Here is an 18,094-nt window from a genome sequence, read left to right as displayed (position 1 = left end):
TCGCCGCGGGTCAGGTGCCCGCGTGCGGCATGGCTTGCTCCACCAGGCTCGCGTGCATCGCGGAGCCCAGCGGAAGGATGTCGTCGTTGAAGTCGTAGCGGCTCATGTGCAGCATGCAGCTGCCCTCGCCGCCCTGGCCGATGCGCAGGTAGGCGCCGGGCTTGGCCTGCAGCATGAAGGAAAAGTCCTCGGCGCCCATGCTGGGTTCCATGTCGCGCACGACGTGCTCGGCCCCCACCAGCGACTCGGCGACGTCGGCGGCGAATTCGGTCTCGCGGGCGGTGTTGATGGTGGCCGGATAGATGCGCTCGTAGTGCACCGTGGCCGTGGCGCCGAAGCCGAGCGCCACCGCGCTGCACAGCTCGTTCAGGCGCCGTTCCACCAGGTCCTGCACTTCCGGGCGGAAGGTGCGCACCGTGCCGACCAGCGTGGCCTTGCCGGGGATCACGCTCATCGCATGCACGTCGCCCGCGTGCATGGCGCACAGGCTGATGACCGCACCGTCCACCGCCTTGACGTTGCGCGAGACGATGCTCTGCACCGACGTGATGATGTGCGCCGCCACCAGCACCGGGTCGACCGCGAGGTAGGGATGCGCTCCGTGCCCGCCCTTGCCCGTGATGTCGATCGTCACCCGGTCCGCGGAGGCCATCATGGCCTCGTGGCGGATGCCGAAGCAGCCCGGCTTGAGGCCGGGCCAGTTGTGCATGGCGTACACCGCATCGACATCGAAGCGCTGGAACAGGCCATCCTCGATCATGGCCTTGGCGCCGGCAAAGCCTTCCTCGCCCGGCTGGAAGATCAGCACCGCGGTGCCGTCGAAATTGCGCGTCTCGGCCAGGTAGCGCGCGGCGCCCACCAGCATTGCCGTGTGGCCGTCGTGGCCGCAGCCGTGCATCATCCCCTGGCGCGTGGATTTCCACGGGAAGTCGTTGCCCTCGGCCATCGTGAGCGCATCCATGTCGGCCCGCAGCCCGATCATGCGGCCCGAAGCCGTCGAGCGTCCGCGGATCACGCCGACCACGCCGGTCTTGCCGATGCCGGCATGCACCTCGTCCACGCCGCAGACGCGCAGCGCCTCCTGCACGCGCGCGGCGGTGTAGACCTCCTCGAAACCCAGTTCGGGGTGCGCATGCAGGTCGCGCCGGAACGCAGTCATCTCCGGGTGGTATTGCGCGATGTGCGAGAACGCGCGGCCGTGGACGTTCAACCGCGACGCGGTGCCGGGAGCAAGCATCAATGACCTCCGGCCGTGCCGACGCGCAGCCGCGGGTCGACGGCGAAATACAACAAGTCCACCACCAGGTTGATGACCACGAAGATCAGCGCGATGAGGCAGAGGTAGGCGGCCATGACGGGGATGTCGGCGAAGGTCACGGCCTGGATGAACAGCAGCCCCATGCCGGGCCACTGGAAGACCGTCTCGGTGATGATGGCGAACGCGATCAGGCCGCCGAGCTGCAGGCCGGTGATCGTCATCACCGGCACCAGCGTGTTCTTCAGGGCGTGCCCGAAATGCACCGCGCGGTTGGACAGGCCGCGGGCCCGCGCGAACTTGATGTAGTCGGTGCGCAGCACCTCCAGCATCTCGGCGCGCACCAGCCGCATGATCAGCGTGAGCTGGAAGATGGCGAGCGTCACGGCCGGAAGCACGATGTGGTGCCAGCCCTTGGGCGTCAGCAGCCCCGAGCTCCACCAGCCGATCTGCACCGTGTCGCCGCGGCCGAAGCTCGGGAACCAGCCCAGCAGGACGGCGAAGACGAGGATCAGCAGGATGCCGATCAGGAAGGTGGGCAGCGAGACACCGAGCAGCGAGATCGTCATGAAAACCTGGCTCAGGAACGTCCCGCGGCGCAGCGCCGCATACACACCCATCGGGATTCCGACCGTCAACGCCAGCAACCCCGCGATCACCGCGAGTTCGAGCGTAGCCGGAAAGCGTTCGGCGATCAGCCGCGACACCTTGGAGCCCTGGCGCAGGCTCAGGCCGAATTCGCCCTGCACCGCGTTGACAAGGAAATGCCAGAACTGCACGAAGAACGGCTGGTCGAGGCCGAGGGCGGAACGCAGTTCGCGGATCTGCTCCGGCCTGGCGTCCTGCCCGAGCAGGAAGACCACGGGATCCCCGACGTACTGAAACAGCAGGAAGGCAATGAATGCGACCGCGACCATGACGACCATGGCCTGGATCAGGCGGCGCAGGATGAAGGCGAACATTCTGTGAGGCGCGAGAGGGCTGCCGATGCTAGCAGAGCAAGCTGCGTGCCGACACCGGGGTTTCCTTTAGGCTTAAAGCAAAGACGGGCCGCAAGCCCGCCCAAGGACAAGGCCACCGCCCAAGGACAAGGCCGCCGAGTCGACACGCCTCCGGAGAGCACTGCATCGACGAGGTGGCCTTGTTTTGTCCGTTCAGCCTTGTCTTGTCCTTAATTCACTTTGATCAGTCGCCAATCCAGGCGGTTGTCCGGGCGGTGCACCACGTCGATGTTGCGCTTCATCGCCCAGGGGATCACCTGGTTGTGCAGCGGGATGTGCGAGACGTCGTCGTTGCTCATCTGAAGCGCATCGGTCAGCAGCCGGTTGCGCACCAGCAGGTCCGTCTCCACCTTCGCGCGGTCGATCACCGCGTCGATCTTGGCGTTGCTGTAGCGGCCCACGTTGTAGTTGCCATCGCCGTCGCTGCCGACGGTGCGCACCAGCGACTGCAGGCTGTACATGGCATCGAAGGTGGGCACGCCCCAGCCCAGCATGTAGATGCTGGCTTCGTAGCGCTGGATCATCGGGAAGTACGTCACCAGCGGCAGGGTGCGCAGCTTGGCGCGTACGCCGATGCGCGACCACATCGCGGTCACCGCCTGGCAGATCTCTTCGTCGTTGATGTAGCGGTTGTTGGGGCAGGCGAAGTCCACTTCGAAGCCTTGCGGGTAGCCGGCATCGGCGAGCAGCCTCTTGGCGCCTTCCACGTCATAAGGCACGCGCTTGTGGATGGATTCCTTCCAGCCGTTCACCTGCGGGGCGATCAGCGCGCCCGTGGACTGCCCCAGGCCGCGCATCGTCACGCGCATCAGCGAATCGATGTCGATCGCCTGGTACAGCGCCTTGCGCACGCGCTGGTCCTTCAGCGGGTTCTTGCCCTTGACGTTGGAGCCGGGCAGCTCCTCGCGGTACTGGTCCATGCCGAAGAAGATGGTGCGGCTCTCGACACCGTCCATCACCTTGAGGTTCGGGCTCTGGCGAAGACGCGGCAGGTCCTGCGGGCTGGGGTCGAGCACCAGGTCCACTTCGCCCGACAGCAGGGCGGCGACGCGCGTCGCTTCCGACTTGATGGGCGTGTAGATGATCTCGCTGATGTTGCCTTCCAGCTTGCCCCACCAGTTGGGGTTGGCGGCCATCACCATGCGCTGGTCCGGCACCCACTGGCGCAGCATGAAGGGGCCGGTGCCCATGGCATTGCGGTTGGCGAAGGTTTCGAGCGTGACGTTGCGGATGTCCTTGGGCTCGACGGAGTTGTTCTTCTCCGCCCAGGCCTTGCTCATCATGCGCAGCTCGGTCAGCTGGTTCAGCAGCACCGGGTTCGGCCGCTTGGTGAAGATGTCGATGGTGTTGGCGTTCACCTTGACGACGCGGTCGATGCCGGCCGTGTACGGGGTGAAGTTGGACGTCTTCATCATCGCGCGCTCGATCGAGTACGCGGCGTCGTCGGCGGTGAACGTGCTGCCGTCGTGGAACTTGACGTTCTGGCGCAGGTTCACGCGCAGCTGCGTCGGCGACACGAGCGTCCACGACGTGGCGAGCACGGGCTCGAGCTTGAAGTCGCGGCTGTTGTAATAGACGAGCGACTCGTAAACGGCGGCGTGGATGCCGTTCTGCAGCGCGTTGTTCTGGGAGTGGATGTCCCAGGTCGAGATCTCGGCCGCGCTCGCCCAGCGGAACGGCTTGGCCTGGAGCGCCGGCGAGGCCAGCGCGGTGGCCGCCGCCGCACACATCAGTGCGTAGTTGATCCTCATTGCAATCCCTCGTGATCCTGGAAAGCGGGACTATGCAGCACCCGTGCCAACGGATCACAAGGGCTTTCCCCAGCGGCGGGCCGCCGTGGCGACAGGCTCAGCGCGCCGCGTTTTCGGGCACGAAACGCACCAGTCCGTACCAGGCCTGCGTGCTCGATCGGGTGTTGTCGCTGTCGGTCATGATGGCGATCCCGACCAGCGCCCCCGGCTTTTCACCGAAGGCCCGCTCGAAGTCGGCGCTGATGTCGCGCTCGTATTCCAGCCATTGATTCAGCCGGCGCGGGCCCGATTCCACCACCAGCTTGCGGACGCGGTCGGTGCGGGAGTTGACGATGACACTGCCCGGCTCTCGCTGGTTGCACCAGACGTACATCAGCGTCGCATAGGGCATCTCTTCACCGGTGAGCGCGCGCGCCAGGTCCGACAGCGCGGAGTCGCGCGCAGACAGGCGTGAACGGTCCCCTTCGAACGCCAATACCACGCGCACCGGCGCATCGTCCTTGTCGCGCAGGGCCATGTCGGCCAGCGGAATGAGTCCCGGGACCTTCCAGGAAAAGCGCACCCGCGCCAGGTCTGTGGGTTCGATGCGCACGCTCTGGCGCAGCATGCTGACCGAACCCTCGGCGTGAGCGGAGATGGTGTCGCGCCCGTCCAGGCGCGCATAACGGAACCGGCTGGCTGTCTTGCCAGGAAAGGTCTTGTGCTGCCAGGCTTGCGGCAGCTCCCGGGCATGCTGGCCCGATTGCTCGGCCCACGCCGATATTCCCAGGTCCGCCTGCGGCGCGAGGGCACATCCCGCCAGCAGCAGCATGGCAGCGGCGGCGCAGGGCGCGCAAATGCGAAACAGGAATCCCAACGGTCTCATGGAGTACTCATAAAAAAAGCCGCCCGAAGGCGGCTTTTCAAGTTTCTTGTTTCCTGCACCGGCCCAGGGGGCCGGTTCGAAAATCAGAAGCTGTGGCGAATGCCCAGGTCGAGGCCGACCGACGAGTCGTTCGCCTGGAGGCCAGCGGCGCTGTTCACGCCTTGGAAGGCGCCGCCGGAGTTCTTCAGCTTGGCGATGGTCGAGTACACGGCCGTGCGCTTGGACAGGTTGTGCACGTAGCCGATGGCCAGCTTCTTCACCTTCGGCTCGAAGCTCGGGCCGCCGGGGACCAGGACGCCGGCATCGACGCTGTACTGGGAGTAGGCCAGGCGGATCTCGCCAGCGCCCACCGGAACCAGGCCACCGATCAGGAAACCGAACGCATCGGCGCCATCAAAGCCGCTGTAGTTCTTGTCCCATGCCAGCTGACCCATCAGCTTGGCCACGCCGAAGTCCCACGAGCCACCGAGGTTCATCACGGTGATGTCGTCGCTGGGGCGAGTCGGGAAAATCGGGCTGGTCAGGCCTTGAACGTCGGTGCGGCCATAGGACGCAGCGATGTTGAACGGGCCAGAGGCGAAGCCGATGCGGCCACCGAAGTAACGGCCGTTGTCGATCGTGGTACCCACGTCGTTGCGCAGCTCGTTCTCAGCGTACATGAACTGGCCGTAGACGCCGCCAATGTTCGCCGGCAGGAAGTAGCCGATGCTGTTGCTGGCGCGAACGGTGTTCGGGCCCGTGCCACCGGTGACGGTGCCGAACGTGCTGCCGTCCGGGTTGGGCGACTGCAGCAGGGCGGTGGTGCCGGAGCCGTTGGTGCCGAACGGATCGAACACGGTCAGGTTCCAGAAGGTCGGGGTGTAGTCACGACCGACACGCAGTTCACCCCAGCCGCCGGACAGGCTGACCGTGGAGCGGCGCTGGAAGTTGAAACCGCCAGCGTTGCCGTCGTCGTTCGACAGAGCGGCTTCCAGCCAGAAGGAAGCGGCCATGCCACCACCCAGGTCTTCCGTTCCACGGAAGCCCAGGCGCGAGCTGTTGTAGCCGGAGTTGGTCACGCGGAAGCGGATGTCGCCGTCACCGGCCACGCCAGGAATGCCGCTCGAGCCACGGGTCCACTGGGCAGTAGCGTCAACGATACCGAACAGGGTGACGGACGACTGGGCGGAAGCCGCACCGGCGGCAGCCATCACAGCCAGCGCGATCAGGGTTTTCTTCATGCAAGTTTCTCCAAGGTTAAACATAGGGCTCCGGTGCGTATGGGAGAACGAATGCAGGCACGTCCACTCTCCCACCGGATCCCCGGGCCAACCTCCTTTTGGAAGGTTGACGCTATTGCACCAGACGGTCTTTTCCGACGCAAAGGATTTAGGCCTCCACAAGCTCTTTCGTTGTGGACGGACAACAAGCCTCCCACGGCTGAGTGGAATGCGAACAACGATGGCCGTTCGTCGTTTCGCATCCCAGAAAAAGCCTGTCGCTTTCCTGTCAGTCAAGGCCTTGGGGCGCCGTTCGACCACCCGACTGCGCCGCTCGTAAACTCCCGGACATGGATCGCTTCCTCGGCGCACTCGACCAGACCCTGCGCACCCTCTTCGCCACCCCGCGCGCATCGCGGCCGTGTCCCGTGGTGCCCAACGAGGCGACGCACCTCGGCGCCGACGAGCGCAGGCATGCCGGGGCACTCATGCGGGTCAACCACGTCGGGGAGATCTGCGCCCAGGCGCTTTACACGGCGCAGGCCATGGCCACCCGCAACGCGGGGCTGCGGCTGCAACTCGAGCAAGCCGCGCGGGAGGAAACCGACCATCTCGCCTGGACCAGGACGCGGCTGGACGAACTCGGGGCCCGGCCTTCGCTGCTCAATCCGCTCTGGTATGCGGGCGCCTTCGGGCTGGGGCTGGTCGCCGGCCGCCTGGGCGACCCGGTCAGCCTGGGCTTCCTGGTGGAAACCGAGCGCCAGGTGGAAGCGCACCTGCAGGGCCACCTGGACCGGTTGCCGGCTGCCGACCATGCCTCGCGGGCGATCGTGGCGCAGATGAAGGACGACGAAGCCGCGCACGCGAAGCTGGCGCTGGCCAGCGGCGCGACCGAATTGCCGGCCGCGGTGAAGCTGGCGATGCGGGCGGCGGCCAGGGTGATGACCACCACCGCGCACTACGTCTGAACCTTCACCGGGGTTCCTGCCGTCACCCCGGCCTACGGGGCATCGTCCTCCAGCAGATTGAAGCTGGTCGTCATCTCCGCCGTCTTGGCCAGCATCGCGCTCGCGGAGCAGTACTTCTCGTGGCTCATGGCGATTGCGCGTTCAACGGCTTGCGCAGGCAACTTGCGCCCGCGCACGGTGAAGTGCATGTGGATCTTCGTGAATACTTTCGGGTCCGTGGCCGCCCGGTCCGCCGTGAGCTTGACCGAGCAGGCGCTGACGGCGTGGCGGCCTCGCTTGAGGATCAGCACCACGTCGTAAGCCGTGCATCCGCCGGTGCCGGCCAGCACCGTTTCCATGGGACGCGGGGCCAGGTTCCGGCCGCCGTTCTCGGGCTTCGCTTCATCCGGCGCGCCATCCATGACGAGCACGTGCCCACTTCCCGTCTCGGCGACGAATCCCATCCCGGACCGGGCACCCGTGGCCCCCGTCCAACTCACAATGCATTCCATGGTTCTCATTTCCTTCGGCGCAACACGCTTGGTGCAATGCAACAAATAGCGGGCTATACTGGTTTCACAGCATAGCGATTCCGCTACGCATCGACGGTTGTCTCCTCCACCCTCCAAGGTGGATTCAGCCCCTGGATCGCAAGGTCCGGGGGCTTTTTTCTGCGCCACTTATGATGCCCGCGCCATGAAGAAACACCTGCAGCCCGAGGATTACCTCAAGAAGATCCTCACGGCGCGGGTCTACGACGTCGCCGTCGAATCCGCCCTGGAGCCGGCGCGCAACCTCAGCCGCCGCCTGCACAACAAGGTGCTCCTCAAGCGGGAGGACCAGCAGCCGGTGTTCAGCTTCAAGCTGCGCGGCGCATACAACAAGATGGTGCAGCTGACGGCGCAACAGCTGGAACGCGGCGTGATCTGCGCCTCCGCCGGCAACCACGCCCAGGGCGTGGCGCTGGCCGCCCAGAAGCTGGGCACCCGGGCCGTGATCGTGATGCCGGTGACGACGCCGCAGCTGAAGATCGACGCGGTCCGCGCGCTCGGCGGCGAGGTGGTCCTGCATGGCGACAGCTACTCGGACGCGTTCGACCACGCCAACGGGCTGTGCGAAAAGCAGCAACTGACTTTCGTCCACCCGTTCGACGACCCGGACGTGATCGCCGGCCAGGGCACCATCGCCATGGAGATCCTGCGGCAGCACCAGGGCCCGCTCGATGCCGTGTTCGTGGCCATCGGCGGCGGCGGGCTGATCGCCGGCGTCGCCAGCTACATCAAGTCGGTGCGCCCGGAGGTCAAGGTGATCGGCGTGCAGATGCGCGACTCCGATGCGATGACCCGCTCGGTGGCCGCGAAAAAGCGCGTGACGCTGGGCGACGTGGGCCTGTTCTCCGACGGCACCGCGGTCAAGCTGGTGGGCGAGGAGACTTTCCGCCTGGCGCGGGAGCTGGTGGACGGCTACATGCTGGTGGACACCGATGCGGTCTGCGCGGCGATCAAGGACGTGTTCGTCGACACGCGCAGCATCGTGGAGCCCGCGGGTGCGCTGGCCGTGGCCGCGATCAAGCAGTACGTCGCCGAGCACAAGACGCGCGGCGAGACCTATGCGGCCATCCTGTGCGGCGCCAACATCAATTTCGACCGGCTGCGCTTCGTCGCCGAACGCGCCGAGGTGGGCGAGGAACGCGAGGCGCTGTTCGCCGTCACCATCCCCGAGGAGCGCGGCAGCTTTCGCCGCTTCTGCGAGGTGATCGGCGCGCTGCCCGGCGGCGCGCGCAACGTGACGGAGTTCAACTACCGCATCAGCGACGCGCAGCAGGCCCACGTGTTCGTCGGCCTCACCACGCACGGCAAGGGCGAGTCGGCGCGCATCGCGGCCAACTTCACCCGCCACGGATTCGGCACGCTGGACCTGACGCATGACGAACTCGCCATGGAGCACGTGCGCCACATGGTGGGTGGCCCGTCGCCGCTGGCGAACGACGAGCGCCTGCTGCGCTTCATCTTCCCCGAGCGGCCCGGCGCGCTCATGAAGTTCCTGTCGCACATGCGGCCGAACTGGAACATCTCCCTGTTCCACTACCGCAACCAGGGCGCCGACTACGGCCGCATCCTGGTCGGCCTGCAGGTGCCCGCCAGCGAGGGGAAGGCGTTCCAGTCGTTCCTGGACGAGCTCGGATACCCGCACGTGGACGAGACGGCCAATCCGGTCTATCGCCTCTTCCTGCGCAGCTGAGGGCCCTTGGATGACCGCCTTGCGCACCACCTTCCACCTCTTCGTGCGCGATTGCGCGCTCGCGCTGGCGCGCTTCACCCGGCTGCGGCCGCGGCCGCCCGACGCGGGGGCCGCTCCCGCGGCAACCGGGGCCGCATCCCTGGCGCAGGCGCCCGGCGTGGGCTGGCTGGTCGGCATGGTGGCCTGCCTCGTGTTCGCGCTGGTTTCGGTCATGTTGCGCGGCAACCCCTGGTCCCCCGCCGTCGCTGCGGTGTTCAGCACCCTGGCGACGGTGTTGCTGACGGGCGCGCTGCATGAAGGCGCGCTGTTCCGCACCGCCGACCGGCTGGATGCCGCGCAGCCCGGTGCCTCGGGTTCGGCTCTGGGGGTGATCGCATCGCTGCTGCTCATTGCCGGCAAGCTGGCGCTGCTCGCGGCGCTGGCCGCGGCCTCGGAAGTCGCGCTGATGTCGGCGCTGTTCGCGGCCCACGTCGTGTCGCGCTACCTGCCGCTGGCTGCGGCGCACCTGCTCTCGCCCGCTGCGGTGCAGCGGCGCGCGCTCGGACTGTCCGCACTGTGGTGCGTGGTGCCGCTGTCGTTGATGGTGCTGGTGGCCGGCCCGGCGTTCCCGGCGATCGCCTTGCTCGCAGCCGTGCTGGCCGGCTTGGCGATGCTGCACTTCCTGCGCCGCCGGGCCGCCGGCTTCGACGACGGCGTCTTCGGGGCCGTGCAGCAGGTGTGCGAAGCCGGCTTCTACCTGGGCGCGGCGCTTGCGGCCGGCTGACCTGCCAGGTCGCTGCGCAACGACGGCAGTTCCAGCGTGAGCAGCGGCGTCGCCGTCATGCTGGCGGCTATCGACGCGGTACGGCCACGCACGGATTGCAGCACCAGCCCCTGGTCCAGCGAACTGCCCACGCGGTAGGGCCGCGCGGGCCGGCCGTCCACGGAGATCACCGCGGCCCCGCCACCCGAGCGCTCGCCTGCGACCACGCCCACCAGCTGGAAGCGGCTGGCGAACGACGCCTGCGGCGCGGCAGCCGAGGCCGTCGCGGGCGCGCTGCCGAGCAAGCGGGCAATGGCGCCAGGGTCCGCCGACAGCACCGGGCGCGCGGGTGGCAACGGCGCGAGTACCCCAGCCGAACTGCCGCCGAGCTTCAAGGCCCAGAACGCGGCGCTCGCGGCGGCCAGCGCCCACAGTGCAAAGGTCGCGCCGCGCACCGTCCAAGTCGCGGGGATCGATGTGAGCATGCGGCGATTATGATGGAACGGATGTCATGGAACTCCTTCTCCCGTCGCCGCCTGCGCGCCTTGCCAGGCCAGCTGGCGCACGCCGGTTTCACCCTGATCGAACTGATGGTGGTGCTCGTCATCATCGGCGTGCTCGCCGCCCTGATCGTCCCCAACGTGCTGGACCGCGCCGATGACGCGCGCGTCACCGCCGCCCGCACCGACGTCAACAACGTGATGCAGGCCTTGAAGCTGTACAAGCTGGACAACCAGCGCTATCCGACCGGGGAGCAGGGCCTGTCGGCACTGATCGCCCGGCCCACCGTCGGGCCGCCGGCGCCGAACTGGAAGCCATACCTGGAGAAGCTGCCCAACGATCCGTGGGGGCGGCCGTACCAGTACCTCAACCCCGGCGTGAAAGGCGAGATCGACGTGATGTCCTTCGGCGCGGACGGACAGGCCGGCGGCGAGGGCAAGAATGCCGACGTCGGCTCCTGGCAGTAACAGCCGCGGCGACGCGCCGCAGCCCGCGCGGCTGCGTCCCCGCTTCGCGGGCTTCACCCTGATCGAGCTGATGGTGGTGGTGGCGATCATCGCCATCGCCTCCGCCGGCGTCGGCTTTGCCATGCGCGATGCGGCCGGCGCGCCGCTGGATCGCGATGCGTTGCGGCTGACGGCGTTGCTGGAATCCGCGCGTGCCCGCTCGCGCCTGAGCGGGCAGCCGGTGCGCTGGGTCGCCACGGAGGCCGGCTTCCGGTTCGAGGGCCTGCCGCGCGAGACGCTGTCGGAGCGCTGGCTGGCCGATGACACCCGCGTCGTCGGCAACGCGGTGCTGGTGCTGGGCCCGGAGCCGGTGATCGGCCCGCAGGCGCTGGTGTTGACCAGCGCGTCGCGACCCGAGCAGTTCGTGCGCATCGCCACCGACGGCGTGCGGCCTTTCAGCATCGCCGCGCCATGAATCGCCACGGCGGCTTCACGCTGATCGAGGTGCTGGTGTCGCTGGGCATCGTCGCCATCGCGCTGGTGGCGGGTGCGCAGGCCACGGCGGCGCTGACGCTCAATGCGCAGCGTCAGTCCGACGTGCTGCTGGCGCACATCTGCGCCGAGAACGAGCTGGGCCGCCTGCGGCTGATGCGCCAGCTGCCGGCGGTGGGCGACAGCGACCAGACCTGCGAGCAGGCCGGCCTGGCGTTCCGCGTGCACCTGACGGTGGCGCCGACGCCCAACCCGAGCTTCCGCCGCGTCGATGCGCAGGTGCTCGCCGGCGACACCCCGATCGTGCGGGTGTCCACGGTGATGGGGCGCTACTGATGCGGGGGGCCCGAGGCTTCACCCTGGTCGAACTGCTGGTCTCGCTGTTCGCCCTGGCCTTGCTGGCGGGCCTGAGCTGGCGCGGACTGGACGGCATGATGCGGGCGCGCCAGATCACCGAGGCGCGTGCGGACGAAGTCCTGGCGCTGCAGACCGGGCTGGCGCAGTGGACCGCGGACCTCGATGCGATCGAGGAATATCCGCCAGCGCGGGCACTGGAGTGGAACGGCCGCGTGCTGCGCCTCACCCGCCGCAGCAGCCTGTCGCCCACCGAGGGCGCGCGCGTGGTGGGCTGGACGCGGCGCGAAGGCCGCTGGCTGCGCTGGGAGTCGCCGCCCGTGCTGCTGCGCGGCGACCTGGACACCGCCTGGCAACAGGCCGACCTGTGGTCCCAGAACCCGAGCGACGCGCTGCGGGCGCGCGAGGTCGCCATCACCCCACTGGAGGAATGGCAGATCTTCTTCTACCGCGGCAACAGCTGGACCAATCCGCTGTCGAGCGGGGACGGCGATGCGGATGCCGCGCCGAACACCAGCACGCTGCCCGACGGCGTGCGCCTGATCCTGCTGCTGCCGCAGGCGCGGGCGATCGGCGGGCGCCTGCAGCGCGACTGGGTCCGGCCCACCCTGAGCGGGGCGCCATCATGACCCGGCGAGCCCATCGCGGCGCGGCACTGCTGGCTGCCATGTTGACCGTGACGCTGGTCGCGACGTTCGCCGCCGCGTCGGTGTGGCACCAATGGCGCAGCGCCGAAGTGGAAGGCGCCGACCGCATGCGCGTGCAGTCCGGCTGGATCCTCGGCGGCGCGCTCGACTGGGCGCGCCTTATCCTGCGCGAGGATGCGCGGGCCGGGAACGCGGACCATCTCGCAGAACCCTGGGCGGTGCCGCTGCAGGAGGCACGCCTGGCCACCTTCCTGGCGGCCGACCGCAACGTGAGCGTGGAAGGCAGCGACTCCGCAAACATTTTCCTTTCCGGCCAGATCGCCGACCTGCAGGCCAAGTTGAATGTCACCAGCCTGCTGCAGGCGGGCACTCAGTCGCAACTTCAGCGCGAGGTCTTCAACCGACTGTTCGACGCGCTGGGGCTGCCGCGGCAGCAACTGGAAACCATGGCAGCCAACCTGCAGTTCGCGGCCGACCTCAGCACCGAGAACCTGTCTGCGAAGCGAGCGCCGCTGATGCCGAACCGGTTGGAACAGCTGCAGTGGCTCGGCCTGGCGCCGGAAACCATCGCCGCGCTCGAGCCGCATGTGACGGTCCTGCCCGTACGGACGCTGCTGAATCTCAACACCGCCAGCGCAGAGGCGATCTATGCCGCCGGCCAGGGCATCGACATGGCGGACGCGCAGAAGCTGGTCGCCGTGCGCCAAGCTCAGTACTTCCGCTCAGTCAACGAAGCTGCGGCCCTGACAAAAGCCCCCACCGCCTTCGCCAACACGGCGGGAGTCAGCTCCCAGTTCTTCGAAGTGCGCGGGCGTCTGCGGATCGACAACGTGGTGATCGAGGAGCGCTCGGTCGTGCAGCGAACCGGACTGGACATCCGCATCGTGACGCGCGAGCGCGGCGCGGCCGAAAGCCCGCCGCAGGCGACGGCGCGAAAGTAGCGGCCCCTACAATCGCCCGCAATCCATGAGCTCCCTCATCGTTTCGCTGCCACTCGAGCCTGCCACCAGCGCGACGGAGTGGGCGTACGCGCTCACGCCCGATGGCCGCACGCTCGCCGACCACGGCAAATCGCCGGCCGCGTTGCTGCCGGCGCCGCGCGGCACCGGCGCCGAGACCGTGGCCCTGGTGCCCGTGCAGGCGCTCGCCTGGCACCGCGTCGACTTGCCCAAGGGCATGGCGCAGGGCACGCCGCGCCTGCGGGCCGCCCTCGAGGGCTTGCTGGAGGAGCAACTGCTGGACGACACCGAGGCGGTGCACCTGGCACTGGCCCCGGATGCCCGCGCGGGCGCAACGGCCTGGGTGGCCGCATGCAACCGCCAATGGTTGCGCAATGCCCTGCAGCTGCTGGAAGCAGCGGGGCGGCCGGCCACCCGCATCGTCCCGGAGTTCGCGCCGGAAGGCGCGCTGGCCCTGGTGGTCCTGGGCGACGCCGAGCAGCCCGTCGCAGTGGCGAGCAGCGACGAAGGCGTGCTGGTCCTGCCATTGACGGCCGCCTCGCTGCCGCTGCTGCCGGTGCTGCCGGAGGACGCGCAGCGCCTGGCTGAACCCGCCGTCGCCGCCGTCGCGGAACAGCTGCTGAATGAAAAGGTGGTGCTGCAGCAGGCGCCGCAGCGCTGGCTGCAGGCGGCGCGCACCCGCTGGGACCTGGCGCAGTTCGACCTGGCGAGCTCTTCGCGCGCGCGCGCATTGAAGAAGCTGGCAACCGGCTGGGGGGAGGTGCTGCATGGCGCGCCCTGGCGTCCGGCGCGCTGGGCGGCCGCCGTGCTCGTCGCCGCCAACCTGCTGGGGCTCAACGCCTGGGCGTGGAAGGAGCGCGCCGCGCTGGACACCAAGCGCGAGGCCGTGCGCCAGGTGCTGACCGACAGTTTTCCGCAGGTCAAGGTGGTCGTGGACGCACCGGTGCAGATGGAGCGCGAGGTCGCCACGCTGCGCCAGCAGACCGGCGTGCCATCGCCCCGCGACCTGGATGCGCTGCTCGGGGCCCTGGCCTCGGCGCTGCCCGCGGATCGCGCCCCCACGGCCCTGGAGTACGCGGCAGGCGACCTGCGGGCTCGCGGCATCGTGCTGTCGCCCGATGAATTGCGCAGCGTCACGACGCGGTTGAAGACGGTTGGCTACACCGCCACGGTGCGCGATTCGGCGCTGGTGGTGTCGGCGGAGGATGCGCGATGAATGCCCGGGAGTTGCGCGCGCGCTGGGCTGGCCTGGCGCCGCGCGAACAGGCGCTGGTCGCCGCGGCCACGGCATTGGTGGCGCTGGCGCTGCTCTGGTGGCTGGCCATCGGCCCTGCCCTCGCCACGCTGCGCTCCGCCGATAGCCAGCATCGAGAGGTGGATACGCAACTGCAGCAGATGCGCAGGCTGCAGGCGCAGGCGCGGGCGATGCAGGCGCAGCCGAAGCTCAGCCATGACGAAGCGATGCGGCAGCTGGAAGCAGCCATCCGCCAGCAACTGGGCGTCAGCGCGCGCTACGCCATCGCCGGCGACCGCGTCACCGTCACCCTCACCAACACGCCGGCGAATGCGCTGGCGCAGTGGTTGTCGCAGGTGCGCACCAATGCGCGGGCCATCCCCGGCGAAGCCCGGCTGTCGCGCAACGCGTCAGGCGGCTGGGACGGCAGCCTGGTGATGACGCTGCCCCCGCGCTAGGCCGCCCAACGTGGCCCGCCCCCTGCGCAACCCTCGCCCTGCCCGCGAAGCCCCCTGGTCGTGGGCAGCGGCGGGCGCGGTCCTGGGCCTCGCCGGCGCGCTGGTTCTCTTTGCACCCGCGCGATGGCTGACCGCTGGCGTCGACCGCGCCACTGGTGGCCAGCTGCTGCTGACGGATGCCCGCGGCACGCTGTGGGGCGGCTCCGCCCAGCTGGTGTTGACCGGAGGCGCCGGCAGCACGGACGCGGCGGCTTTGCCTGGCCGCGTGACGTGGACGCTGCGTCCGCGCTGGGACGGCGTGCTGGCGCGCGTGCGGCCGGAATGCTGCAGCCGGGAGCCCATCGAAGTGCGAGCCCACTGGCGCGTGGGCGGCGTGCGCGCGGTGGTGGCGGATGGCCTGTCCGAGTGGCCGGCCCACGTGACGACGGGGCTCGGAACACCCTGGAACACTTTACAACTCGACGGCGATCTGCAGCTGAGAACGCAAGGCCTTTCAGTAGAATGGATCGCAGGCCGCCTGGCCATTGCCGGGCGGGCCGAGTTGATGGCGTTGCGCGTGGCGTCGCGCCTGTCTACCCTGAGGCCCATGGGCAGCTACCGCATGACGTTGCAAGGTGGAACGCCGGCCACGCTGGCCGTGGACACTCTCGATGGCAGCCTGCAGCTGTCGGGCACAGGCCAATGGGTGGGGTCCCGCCTGCGATTCAACGGCGAGGCCAGCGCCGCTCCCGAACGTGAAGCGGCCCTCGCCAACCTCCTGAACATCATCGGGCGCCGCAGCGGCACCCGGTCCCTCATCTCCATTGGCTGACCCATGAATTTCCGTCTCGCCGCCGCCTCGCTCGCCGCCAGCCTCCTGCTGGCCGGCGCACCCGGCGCGCTGCATGCGCAGCGGTCCAACGAGCCGATCACGCTGAACTTCGTCAACGCCGAGATCGAGGCGGTGGCCCGCACGATGGCCGCGATCACCGGCCGCAACATCGTGGTGGACCCGCGCGTCAAGGGCGCGATCACGTTGTCCACCGACCGCCCCGTCCCGCCCGCGGTGGCCTTCAACCAGTTCGTGGCGACGCTGCGCCTGTCCGGCTTCACCATCGTCGAATCCGGCGGCCTGTGGAAAGTGGTGCCGGAGGCCGAGGCCAAGCTGCAGGGCGGCGCGGTCACCGTGACGGGCACCGGCGGCAACCAGATCGTCACGCAGATCTTCCGGCTGAACTTCGAGACCGCCGCCAACCTGGTGCCGATCCTGCGTCCCCTGATCAGCCCGAACAACACCATCAACGTGAATCCCGGCAACAACTCGCTGGTGATCACCGACTACGCCGACAACCTGCAGCGCATCGGCCGCATCATCGCGGCGCTGGACATCTCCAATGCGACCGATGTCGAGGTGATCAACCTGCGCAACGCACTGGCCACCGACCTGGCCCCCATCGTGCAGCGCCTGGTGGATTCCAGCGGCGGCGGCGGCGGCGCGCCCACTGCCGCTGCGCAGGGCCAGACGGACACCTCGTTTCGCACGACGGTCATCGCGGAGCCGCGCAGCAACTCGCTGATCGTGCGGGCGGCCAACCCGGCCCGCCTGAACCTCGTGCGCACCCTGGTGGCCCGGTTGGACCAGCCGGGGGCCACCACGCCATCCGGCAACATCTACGTCGTCTACCTGCGCAACGCCGACGCCACCAAGCTGGCCTCGGTGCTGCGTGCTGCGTTGGCAAGCATGTCCCCCAACAGTCCCGGCGGCGGCGCCAGCAGCGTCCCCACGACTGCGGGCCTCTCCAACTCGGGCTCCCCCACGACCACCAGCGGCCTGAGCGGCGCGGGCACGGGCACCGGGACGAGCGCATCCACGTCTCCCATCACGCCGTCGGCGCAGCCGTCCACCGGCGGCCAGATCCAGGCCGATCCATCGACCAATTCGCTGATCATCACGGCGCCGGAGCCGCAATACCGGCAGCTGCGCGCGGTGATCGACCAGCTGGACGGCCGGCGGGCGCAGGTGATGGTGGAAAGCCTGATCGTCGAAGTGAACGCCGACAAGGCGGCGGAATTCGGCATCCAGTGGCAGAACCTGCTGGGCAACACCAGCAGCAGCGTCGTCGGTGTCCTGGGCACCAACTTCAGCGGCACCAGCGGCGCCGGCACCAACATCATCAGCCTGGCGCTCCAGGCTGCCGGGGGCCTTCCCGCAGACTCGGCGGCGGCCGCTCTCGTGCGTCCTGCGACGGGCTTGAATTTCGGCGTTGCACGCAACATCAACGGAACCCCCTTGCTGGCATTCCTGGCGCGCTTCCTGGAGACCAATGCCGACGCCAACGTGCTGTCGACGCCGAACCTGCTGACGCTGGACAACGAGGAAGCCAAGATCGTGATCGGCCAGAACGTGCCCTTCATCACGGGGCAGTTCACGAACACCGGCACCGCGGGCGGTTCGGTGAATCCCTTCACGACCGTCGAGCGGCGCGACGTCGGCCTGACCTTGCGCGTGAAGCCGCAGATCAACGAGAACGGCACGGTGCGCCTGACGATCTATCAGGAAGCGTCGGCGGTGCAGGCGGGCTCGGAAAGGGACCCGAACGGGCCCACCACGAACAAGCGGACCATCGAATCCAACGTGCTGGTGGACGACGGCTCCATCGTGGTTCTCGGCGGGCTGCTCGAGGACCGCTATGGCAGCAGCCAGGAGAAAGTACCCGGCCTCGGAGACATGCCCGTCTTCGGGAACCTGTTCCGCAGCGAACAACGCAGGCGCGTGAAGAGCAACCTCATGGTCTTCCTGCGTCCCATCGTCCTGCGCGACGCGGCGCAAAGCGACGCCATCTCGCTGGACCGCTACGACCTGATGCGGGTCAAGCAGCAGAACTCGCAGCCGCTGCCCAGCGCGCTGGTGCCGCTGGAGGGGGCGCCGGTGATGCCCCAGGCGACCAAGCCCACGCCGCCGATGGACACCTGGAAGCCGCTTGTTCCGCCGCCCGCCCTGACCGCGCCCAGCGAGCGCTGAC

At 68.6% G+C, this 18,094-nt stretch carries 19 protein-coding genes; 12 read left to right on the top strand and 7 right to left on the bottom strand.

The features are described from left to right. Window positions 1-10 precede the first annotated feature (10 nt). From WG902_RS20065 to WG902_RS20045, 5 genes are all read right to left on the bottom strand, one after another. On the bottom strand, window positions 11-1,237 hold the full coding sequence (locus tag WG902_RS20065) for a M20 aminoacylase family protein (RefSeq protein WP_340061976.1): 1,227 nt from the start codon (window positions 1,235-1,237) through the stop codon (window positions 11-13). Then, window positions 1,237-2,217 carry an ABC transporter permease gene (locus WG902_RS20060; protein WP_340061975.1) on the bottom strand — a complete coding sequence of 327 codons (981 nt, stop codon included), beginning with the start codon at window positions 2,215-2,217 and terminating at the stop codon, window positions 1,237-1,239. The genes WG902_RS20065 and WG902_RS20060 overlap by 1 nt, the downstream gene beginning before the upstream one ends. A gap of 209 nt (window positions 2,218-2,426) precedes the next feature. After that, window positions 2,427-4,007, bottom strand: a complete 1,581-nt coding sequence (locus tag WG902_RS20055) for an ABC transporter substrate-binding protein (protein ID WP_340061974.1) — start codon at window positions 4,005-4,007, stop codon at window positions 2,427-2,429. Window positions 4,008-4,104: 97 nt separating this feature from the next. Further along, window positions 4,105-4,872, bottom strand: coding sequence for a DUF3047 domain-containing protein (locus tag WG902_RS20050; protein ID WP_340061973.1), 768 nt, complete (start codon window positions 4,870-4,872; stop codon window positions 4,105-4,107). 83 nt (window positions 4,873-4,955) lie between these two features. Then, entirely contained in the window at window positions 4,956-6,092 is a 1,137-nt protein-coding gene (locus tag WG902_RS20045) for a porin (protein WP_340061972.1), read from the bottom strand. A gap of 329 nt (window positions 6,093-6,421) precedes the next feature. Here WG902_RS20045 and coq7 point away from each other — a divergent pair, with 329 nt between their 5' ends. Then, on the top strand, window positions 6,422-7,039 hold the full coding sequence (gene coq7, locus WG902_RS20040) for a 2-polyprenyl-3-methyl-6-methoxy-1,4-benzoquinone monooxygenase (protein WP_340061971.1): 618 nt from the start codon (window positions 6,422-6,424) through the stop codon (window positions 7,037-7,039). 32 nt (window positions 7,040-7,071) lie between these two features. Here the strand turns inward: coq7 and WG902_RS20035 are convergent, their stop codons facing one another. Beyond that, window positions 7,072-7,530 (bottom strand): OsmC family protein, encoded by a 459-nt coding sequence (locus tag WG902_RS20035; protein ID WP_340061970.1) that lies wholly within the window; start codon window positions 7,528-7,530, stop codon window positions 7,072-7,074. A 184-nt stretch (window positions 7,531-7,714) separates the two neighbouring features. On the opposite strand from WG902_RS20035, the gene ilvA reads away from it, so the two are divergent. After that, entirely contained in the window at window positions 7,715-9,259 is a 1,545-nt protein-coding gene (gene ilvA, locus WG902_RS20030) for a threonine ammonia-lyase, biosynthetic (RefSeq protein WP_340061969.1), read from the top strand. Between the two features lie 10 nt (window positions 9,260-9,269). Beyond that, a complete protein-coding gene (locus WG902_RS20025; protein ID WP_340061968.1) occupies window positions 9,270-10,022 on the top strand; it encodes an adenosylcobinamide-GDP ribazoletransferase in 753 nt (250 codons plus the stop codon). Here WG902_RS20025 and WG902_RS20020 read toward each other — a convergent pair. Beyond that, window positions 9,992-10,486 (bottom strand): type II secretion system protein N, encoded by a 495-nt coding sequence (locus tag WG902_RS20020; RefSeq protein WP_340061967.1) that lies wholly within the window; start codon window positions 10,484-10,486, stop codon window positions 9,992-9,994. The genes WG902_RS20025 and WG902_RS20020 overlap by 31 nt on opposite strands. 21 nt (window positions 10,487-10,507) lie before the next feature. Between WG902_RS20020 and gspG the strand changes: the two genes are divergently transcribed. From gspG to gspD, 9 genes are read left to right on the top strand one after another with little or no spacing between them, the layout of a single operon-like run. Next, window positions 10,508-10,969 (top strand): type II secretion system major pseudopilin GspG, encoded by a 462-nt coding sequence (gspG, locus tag WG902_RS20015; protein WP_340061966.1) that lies wholly within the window; start codon window positions 10,508-10,510, stop codon window positions 10,967-10,969. Beyond that, entirely contained in the window at window positions 10,944-11,423 is a 480-nt protein-coding gene (locus WG902_RS20010) for a prepilin-type N-terminal cleavage/methylation domain-containing protein (protein WP_340061965.1), read from the top strand. The genes gspG and WG902_RS20010 overlap by 26 nt, the downstream gene beginning before the upstream one ends. Beyond that, window positions 11,420-11,776 carry a type II secretion system minor pseudopilin GspI gene (gene gspI, locus WG902_RS20005; RefSeq protein ID WP_340061964.1) on the top strand — a complete coding sequence of 119 codons (357 nt, stop codon included), beginning with the start codon at window positions 11,420-11,422 and terminating at the stop codon, window positions 11,774-11,776. The genes WG902_RS20010 and gspI overlap by 4 nt, the downstream gene beginning before the upstream one ends. After that, window positions 11,776-12,423, top strand: a complete 648-nt coding sequence (locus WG902_RS20000; RefSeq protein ID WP_340061963.1) for a PulJ/GspJ family protein — start codon at window positions 11,776-11,778, stop codon at window positions 12,421-12,423. The genes gspI and WG902_RS20000 overlap by 1 nt, the downstream gene beginning before the upstream one ends. Next, window positions 12,420-13,382 (top strand): type II secretion system minor pseudopilin GspK, encoded by a 963-nt coding sequence (gene gspK / locus WG902_RS19995; protein ID WP_340061962.1) that lies wholly within the window; start codon window positions 12,420-12,422, stop codon window positions 13,380-13,382. Before WG902_RS20000 ends, gspK begins: the two co-directional genes overlap by 4 nt. Before the next feature lie 25 nt (window positions 13,383-13,407). Further along, on the top strand, window positions 13,408-14,616 hold the full coding sequence (gene gspL / locus WG902_RS19990; RefSeq protein WP_340061961.1) for a type II secretion system protein GspL: 1,209 nt from the start codon (window positions 13,408-13,410) through the stop codon (window positions 14,614-14,616). Next, window positions 14,613-15,092 (top strand): type II secretion system protein GspM, encoded by a 480-nt coding sequence (gene gspM / locus WG902_RS19985; RefSeq protein ID WP_340061960.1) that lies wholly within the window; start codon window positions 14,613-14,615, stop codon window positions 15,090-15,092. The genes gspL and gspM overlap by 4 nt, the downstream gene beginning before the upstream one ends. A gap of 10 nt (window positions 15,093-15,102) precedes the next feature. After that, complete coding sequence (gene gspN, locus WG902_RS19980) at window positions 15,103-15,903, top strand: type II secretion system protein N (RefSeq protein ID WP_340061959.1); 801 nt, start codon at window positions 15,103-15,105, stop codon at window positions 15,901-15,903. 3 nt (window positions 15,904-15,906) lie between these two features. Next, complete coding sequence (gene gspD / locus WG902_RS19975; protein WP_340061957.1) at window positions 15,907-18,093, top strand: type II secretion system secretin GspD; 2,187 nt, start codon at window positions 15,907-15,909, stop codon at window positions 18,091-18,093. The last annotated feature ends 1 nt before the right edge of the window (window position 18,094 follow it).

The sequence above is a fragment of the Ramlibacter sp. PS3R-8 genome (assembly GCF_037572435.1).
Classification (GTDB): Bacteria; Pseudomonadota; Gammaproteobacteria; order Burkholderiales; family Burkholderiaceae_C; genus Ramlibacter.
This window is presented reverse-complemented; position numbering and strand designations above follow the sequence as displayed.